This window comes from Pseudomonas agronomica (assembly GCF_025917275.1).
In the GTDB taxonomy this organism is placed as follows: Bacteria; Pseudomonadota; Gammaproteobacteria; order Pseudomonadales; family Pseudomonadaceae; genus Aquipseudomonas; species Aquipseudomonas agronomica.
In genome coordinates, this window is record NZ_JAOSHO010000310.1 from 1 (window position 1) to 6160 (window position 6160).

The 6160-nt window shown below is 60.7% G+C and carries 5 protein-coding genes and 1 pseudogene; 3 read left to right on the top strand and 3 right to left on the bottom strand.

Features of this window, described 5'->3' with window-relative positions; genetic code table 11:
- Positions 1 to 33: 33 nt before the first annotated feature.
- From OC610_RS19150 to OC610_RS19160, 3 genes are all read right to left on the bottom strand, one after another.
- Positions 34 to 2085 (bottom strand): putative bifunctional diguanylate cyclase/phosphodiesterase, encoded by a 2052-nt coding sequence (locus OC610_RS19150; protein WP_264429863.1) that lies wholly within the window; start codon positions 2083 to 2085, stop codon positions 34 to 36.
- A gap of 342 nt (positions 2086 to 2427) precedes the next feature.
- A complete protein-coding gene (locus OC610_RS19155) occupies positions 2428 to 3024 on the bottom strand; it encodes a superoxide dismutase (protein ID WP_264429864.1) in 597 nt (198 codons plus the stop codon).
- 173 nt (positions 3025 to 3197) lie between these two features.
- Positions 3198 to 3800, bottom strand: coding sequence for a LysE/ArgO family amino acid transporter (locus OC610_RS19160; RefSeq protein ID WP_264429865.1), 603 nt, complete (start codon positions 3798 to 3800; stop codon positions 3198 to 3200).
- A gap of 97 nt (positions 3801 to 3897) precedes the next feature.
- Here OC610_RS19160 and OC610_RS19165 point away from each other — a divergent pair, with 97 nt between their 5' ends.
- The 3 genes and pseudogenes from OC610_RS19165 to OC610_RS19175 form a co-directional block, all read left to right on the top strand.
- The gene (locus OC610_RS19165) at positions 3898 to 4791 is read left to right on the top strand and encodes a LysR family transcriptional regulator ArgP (protein WP_264429867.1); all 894 of its coding nucleotides are present in this window, start codon (positions 3898 to 3900) and stop codon (positions 4789 to 4791) included.
- A gap of 55 nt (positions 4792 to 4846) precedes the next feature.
- Complete coding sequence (locus tag OC610_RS19170) at positions 4847 to 5839, top strand: NAD-dependent epimerase/dehydratase family protein (RefSeq protein WP_264429868.1); 993 nt, start codon at positions 4847 to 4849, stop codon at positions 5837 to 5839.
- A gap of 107 nt (positions 5840 to 5946) precedes the next feature.
- A pseudogene (locus tag OC610_RS19175) lies at positions 5947 to 6160 on the top strand (ATPase); the annotation flags it as partial.

Sequence of the window (6160 nt, forward strand, 5' to 3'; positions counted from 1 at the left end):
TCGCCAGCTCCTATAGGTGCATGGCGGCAGGGATCAGACGATGGAGGCCTTTATGCGCTCTGCCTGCTTCAGATACAGGCCCAACTCCCGGGCCGGCAGGGGTTTGCTGTAGTAGTAGCCCTGGCCTTCGTGGCAGCCTTCGGAAATGATGTAGGCCTCTTGCTCGATCGTTTCGACGCCTTCGGCAATGACCTGCATCCCCAGGCTTTTGCCCAACTGGATGATGGCGCGGACGATGGTCGCGTCGTCTTCGTCATCGAGCAGGTCCTGGACGAAGCTCTTGTCGATCTTGATCTTGTCCAGCGGCAGGCTCTTGAGGTAACTCAGCGATGAATAACCGGTGCCGAAGTCATCAATGGCGATCAGCGCACCGGAGCGGCGCAGGCTCAGCAGATGCTGGGCCGCGGTGGTGATGTCTTCCATCAAGCCGGTCTCGGTGACCTCCAGCTCCAGGCTGCGCGGCGGCAAGCGATACATCTGCAGGAAATTGTTCACCACCCGAGGCAGTTCGGCGTGGTGCAGCTGCACGGTGGACAGGTTGACCGCCATGCGCATGTCGACGAAGCCCTGGTCATGCCATTCGCGCAATTGCTTGCAGGCTTGGTCCAGCACCCATTCGCCGATGGCGATGATGGTGCCGTTCTGCTCGGCCAGGGGGATGAACAGGTCCGGCGGCACCAGGCCGTGTTCGGGATGATGCCAGCGAATCAGGGCTTCGGTGCCTACCACGCGCAAGTCGCGGTAACTGATCTGCGGCTGGTACACCAGCGTGAACTGTCCCCGGGCCAGGGCTTCGCGCAGGTCTTTTTCCAATTCGCGGCGGCGACGCATCTCGCTGTCGACGCTGGCGATGTAGAACTGGTAGCGATTGCGCGAGCGGGTCTTGGCCAGGGTCATGGTCTGCTCGGCTTTTTGCAGCAATTTCTCAGTGCTGTCGCCGTCTTCTGGAAACAGGGTGATACCAATCGTGGCGCGCAGGCGGATCTCGTGATCATCGATCGCGAACGGCGCTTCCAGGTCGTCGAGGATGCTCTGGGCCAGTTCGGCGGCCTCGTAGGGTTGCTCGATATCGGCCTGGACCAAGGCAAACTGGTCACCGCCCAATCGCGCCAGGGCGCCGAGGCGACCGCTGTGGGCGCGCAGCCGATCGGCCAGCGCCAAGAGCAACTGGTCGCCAGTCTGGTAGGTGAATTGTTCGTTGATGCTCTTGAAATCATCCAGCCCTACGCACAACACCGCGACGCGACGTTGCAGGCGCCCGGCGTCCACCAGGATCTTGTCCAACTGCTGCTGAAGCTGCTGACGATTGGGCAGGCCTGTGAGGAAGTCGTACTGGGCCATGCGCAACAGGCTGTTTTCTGCTTCGTGGCGCAGGTGCGTATTGCGCTCGATGGAGGCGAGTAACTGGTTGGCGGTATTGATCCACAGGCCCAGCTCGTTGTGCTCGTGGCCCGGCAGTTGCGGGATCTTGTGCGCGCTGGGGCGGTCGGGGTTTATTTCGGTCAGGTGCTGGATAATCCGCGACAACGGTTTGGTCAACAGCCAGTGATAAACCAGGTACAGCACCAGGCCCATCGCCAGGGCGCGCAGCATTCCGGAGATGAAGATAATCACGGAACTGATGATGAAGCCTTGGCCATAGGTGGCGGTGTCCAGGGTGATGCTGAGGTCGCCGTAATATTCGCTGTAAGGGCCGCGGCCCACCAGTTGTGTGGTGAAGGTTCGTTCCTGGCCGAGAATCAGGTCGGTCAGCCAACGGCTCCTGGAGTGCTGCAAGGGCCGGGTCTTTTCCGCGAGCATGGTTTCACCAGGGTGGCCGATGGACGCCATGCGCACGGCTTCGTCCTGGAACAGTCCTTCGATCACCTGCATGCCCATTTCCCGGTCCAGGCTGTAGACCGCCTGGGTAGAAGGATCGCGGAACATATCGAGGATGCGCTGGGCGTCGTCAGCAACGGCCCGGTTGGTTTTGTAGGCATCGAACACAATCTGGGCGCAGCTCAAGATCATGCCAACGATCAATGCCGAGAGGAGCACGACCCGGAGCAACTTCACAGACAAGCTGTTCTTGAGTTCCAGCTTCAAAGAGAGATTCCTTGTTCCGTGCGGGTAGCGTCAAGTTGCCATGAGTATTGGCAATCCTGTGATGTCAGTCAAAGGGACAATCAAACACAAGGGTTTTCGCCTGAAACCTGGCCGTTATACGGTGTTTACAGAGTGATTACTCTACGACCATTGTTTCGGTTGGAAGGGCCTGCAACTTGAGGCCTGGCGGGACTTTTTGTTGGGTTTCAGACGCGAGGTCATTTGCCTGGGGCGATATTGCTCATTCACCGCGAGGCTTGCTGTGGGAGCAAAACAATCCAAGCTACCTAAAAAAAAGGCGCCTTCCCGTCGGGAAAGCGCCGTTTTTTTTGGCATCACAACTTACGCAGTGAAGGTCTTGCCTTCGAACTGCTCAGCCACGAACTTCCAGTTGACCAGGTTCCAGAACGCTTCGACGTATTTTGGACGAAGGTTGCGGTAGTCGATGTAGTAGGCGTGTTCCCAGACGTCGCAGGTCAGCAGCGGGGTGTCGCCGCTGGTCAGCGGGTTGCCGGCGCCGATGGTGCTGGCCAGGGCCAGGGAACCGTCAGCTTTCTTTACCAGCCAGCCCCAGCCGGAACCGAAGGTGCCGATGGAAGTCTTGCTGAATTCTTCCTTGAACTTGTCGAACGAACCGAAGGCTGCGTTGATGGCTTCAGCCAGGGCGCCGGTTGGTTGACCGCCGGCGTTTGGCGCCAGGCAGTTCCAGTAGAAGGTGTGGTTCCAGACCTGAGCGGCGTTGTTGAAGATACCGCCCGAGGAAGTCTTGACGATTTCTTCCAGGGTCTTGCCTTCGAACTCGGTGCCAGGCACCAGGTTGTTCAGGTTCACGACATAGGTGTTGTGGTGCTTGTCGTGGTGGTATTCCAGCGTTTCTTTGGAGATGTGTGGCGCCAGTGCGTCGTGTGGGTACGGCAGCGGCGGCAATTCGAAAGCCATGGTGATTCTCCTAATCAGGTCAGTTGCGGTGAGCGCAAGGCCGATCACGGGCGGCCAGACTAGCGCCGGGGAGTTTGTACTCTTTGGGCGCAGGAGTCGGATCATAGCACCGGGGGTGCGGCATAACCACGCAACAACTGTGTGGAATAGAGGTTCCAGAGCGGTTTGGCATATCAGCCCGAGACGATCAATTGCGCTGCCACGGTGAACATCATCATCGCCACCAACACGTCCAGGATGCGCCAGGTACTGGGCCGGGCCAGCCAGGGCGCCAACCACGCGGCACCGATGGCGAGGACGGAAAACCACAGCAGCGAGGCGCTGGCTGCCCCCATGACATACGCACCGGGCACGCTTTGCTGGGCGCCGAGGGAACCGATCAGCAGCACGGTGTCGAGGTAGACGTGAGGGTTGAGCAACGTGACCGCCAGTGCACTGAGCAACACCGTGCGCAATGAGCGCGCAGTCTGTTGTCCATCCCGTTGCAGGCTTTGTTGCGAGAAGGCCCGGCGCAACGCCAGGCTGGCGTACCAGAGCAGGAACGCGGCGCCGCCCCAGCGTGCGATCGACAGCAGCAGCGGACTTTGGGCTAGCAGCGTTGCCAGCCCGAATACCCCGGCGGCCACCAACAGCGCATCGCACGTCACGCAGAGCGCAGCCACGGGCAAGTGATGTTCGCGGCGCAAGCTCTGGGCGAGGACGAAGGCATTCTGGGCGCCAATCGCCATGATCAACCCGAGGGCCATCAACAGGCCGTTCATATAGCTTTGCCACATAAAGTATTCCTCCATCCAGGTTCGCAATGCTGGCCATTCTCCGGTTCGTCGAGTTATAAGAAAAACGAATCTTGCTGATCCCTCATTAGGAAAATTGATGTTCGACTACAAATTGCTATCTGCCCTGGCGGCCGTGGTCGAGCAGGCCGGTTTCGAACGTGCCGCGCAGGTGCTGGGACTGTCGCAATCGGCCATTTCCCAGCGGATCAAATTGCTCGAGGCCCGCGTTGGCCAGCCCGTATTGGTGCGTGCCACGCCGCCGGCGCCGACCGAGATCGGCCGTCGTCTGCTCAACCATGTCCAGCAGGTCAGGTTGTTGGAACGTGACCTGCAAAGCCTGGTGCCGGCATTGGACGAAGAGGGGCTGCCCGAGCGCCTGCGGATCGCCTTGAATGCCGACAGCCTGGCGACGTGGTGGGCCGGTGCCGTGGGTCAGTTCTGCGCTGAACAGCATCTGTTGCTGGACTTGGTGGTAGAGGACCAGACCGTTGGCCTCAAGCGCATGCGTGCTGGCGAAGTGGCAGCTTGTGTCTGTGCCAGCGAGCGTCCCGTGGCCGGTGCCCGCAGTGTATTGCTGGGGGCCATGCGTTACCGGGCGCTGGCCAATCCTGCCTTCATCGCCCGGCACTTCCCTGACGGCGTGCGCGCCGATCAACTGGCTCGCGCGCCCGCGCTGGTGTTCGGCCCGGATGATTTTTTGCAACACCGGTACCTCGCGTCCCTCGGCGTCGAAGGCGGTTTCGAGCATCACCTGTGCCCTTCGTCCGAAGGTTTCATTCGCCTTGCCGAGGCGGGGCTTGGCTGGGGGCTGGTGCCTGAGTTACAGGTCCGTGAACAACTGGAGCGGGGCGAACTGGTGGAGTTGGTGGCAGATAAACCGATCGATGTGCCGCTGTACTGGCATCATTGGCGCAATGGCGGGCAGCTGCTCGGTTTGTTGACCGAACAACTGGTTCACGCGTCTGGGCAGTGGCTGGTGCCGTTGGGCTGATTCGCAGCGTCAGGATTGCACGCAATACGCAAAACCTTCTTCATCGGAGCACTACATGAAAATTCTCGTCACCGGCGCGAGCGGCTTCATCGGCGGACGCTTTGCGCGTTTTGCCCTGGAGCAAGGCCTGGATGTTCGGGTCAACGGCCGCCGGGCCGAAAGCGTCGAGCACCTGGTGAGGCGCGGCGCCGAGTTCATCCCGGGCGACCTGAGCGACCCGGAACTGGCCCGTGATTTGTGCCGGGACGTTGATGCGGTGGTGCATTGCGCTGGCTCAGTGGGGCTGTGGGGCCGCTATCAGGATTTCCACCTGGGTAATGTCCAGCTCACCGAAAACGTTGTCGAGGCCTGCCTCAAGCAGAAGGTTCGGCGGCTGGTGCACCTGTCGTCCCCGTCCATTTATTTCGATGGCCGTGACCACCTGGGGCTTACGGAAGAACAAGTGCCCAAGCGTTTCAAGCATCCCTATGCCGCCACCAAATACCTGGCGGAGCAGAAAGTCTTCGGCGCCCAGGAGTTCGGCCTGGAAGTGCTGGCGCTGCGGCCGCGCTTGGTCACCGGGGCCGGCGACATGAGCATCTTCCCGCGCCTGTTGAAAATGCAGCGCAAGGGCCGGTTGGCGATTGTCGGCAACGGACTGAACAAGGTGGATTTCACCAGCGTCCAGAACCTCAATGAAGCGCTGCTCAGCAGCCTGCTGGCCACGGATTCGGCGTTGGGCAACGCCTACAACATCAGCAACGGGGCGCCAGTCCCGCTGTGGGACGTGGTCAACTACGTCATGCGACAAATGGAAGTCCCACAGGTCAGGCGGTATCGCTCCTACGGGCTTGCCTACAGCCTCGGCGCCGTGAACGAAGGTTTATGCGCGCTATGGCCCGGTCGCCCTGAACCGACGGTGTCGCGCCTGGGCATGCAAGTCATGAACAGAAGTTTCACCCTGGACATCAGTCGGGCCAGGCATTATCTCGATTACGATCCACAGGTCAGTTTGTGGGCCGCTCTCGATGAATTTTGCGCCTGGTGGCGTGTCCAGGACGCCCGCTGATCGCCCCGTCATGAACCGAGTGCCCGGTTCGGGGTCAATGGGTGCGGCGGGCGAGGGGGTTATACTCGCCACATCAAGCCATCCCCGGTTTCCCAAAGGTTAGACCCATGCCCATGCGTAACGATGCCAACGACGACTTCGATGATGTACCGAGCCTGCGGATGCGGGCCGACATTCCCGATGACGATGACTTCATGCCCAACCGCCAGCCCCACGTGCAAGCGCGTCCGGCGCCCGTTGCGGCGGCCAAGGTCAAGGGGCCGAGCACAGGGCCGTTGTGGGCACTGATCGGCGCGCTGCTGTGTGCCTTCGCTTTCCTGG

Excerpts from the sequence above, each read along its gene's own strand:
- OC610_RS19155 (WP_264429864.1), bottom strand. The coding sequence starts at position 3,024 with ATGGCTTTCGAATTGCCGCCGCTGCCGTACCCACACGACGCACTGGCG.
- OC610_RS19160 (WP_264429865.1), bottom strand. The coding sequence starts at position 3,800 with ATGTGGCAAAGCTATATGAACGGCCTGTTGATGGCCCTCGGGTTGATC.
- OC610_RS19165 (WP_264429867.1), top strand. The coding sequence starts at position 3,898 with ATGTTCGACTACAAATTGCTATCTGCCCTGGCGGCCGTGGTCGAGCAG.
- OC610_RS19170 (WP_264429868.1), top strand. The coding sequence starts at position 4,847 with ATGAAAATTCTCGTCACCGGCGCGAGCGGCTTCATCGGCGGACGCTTT.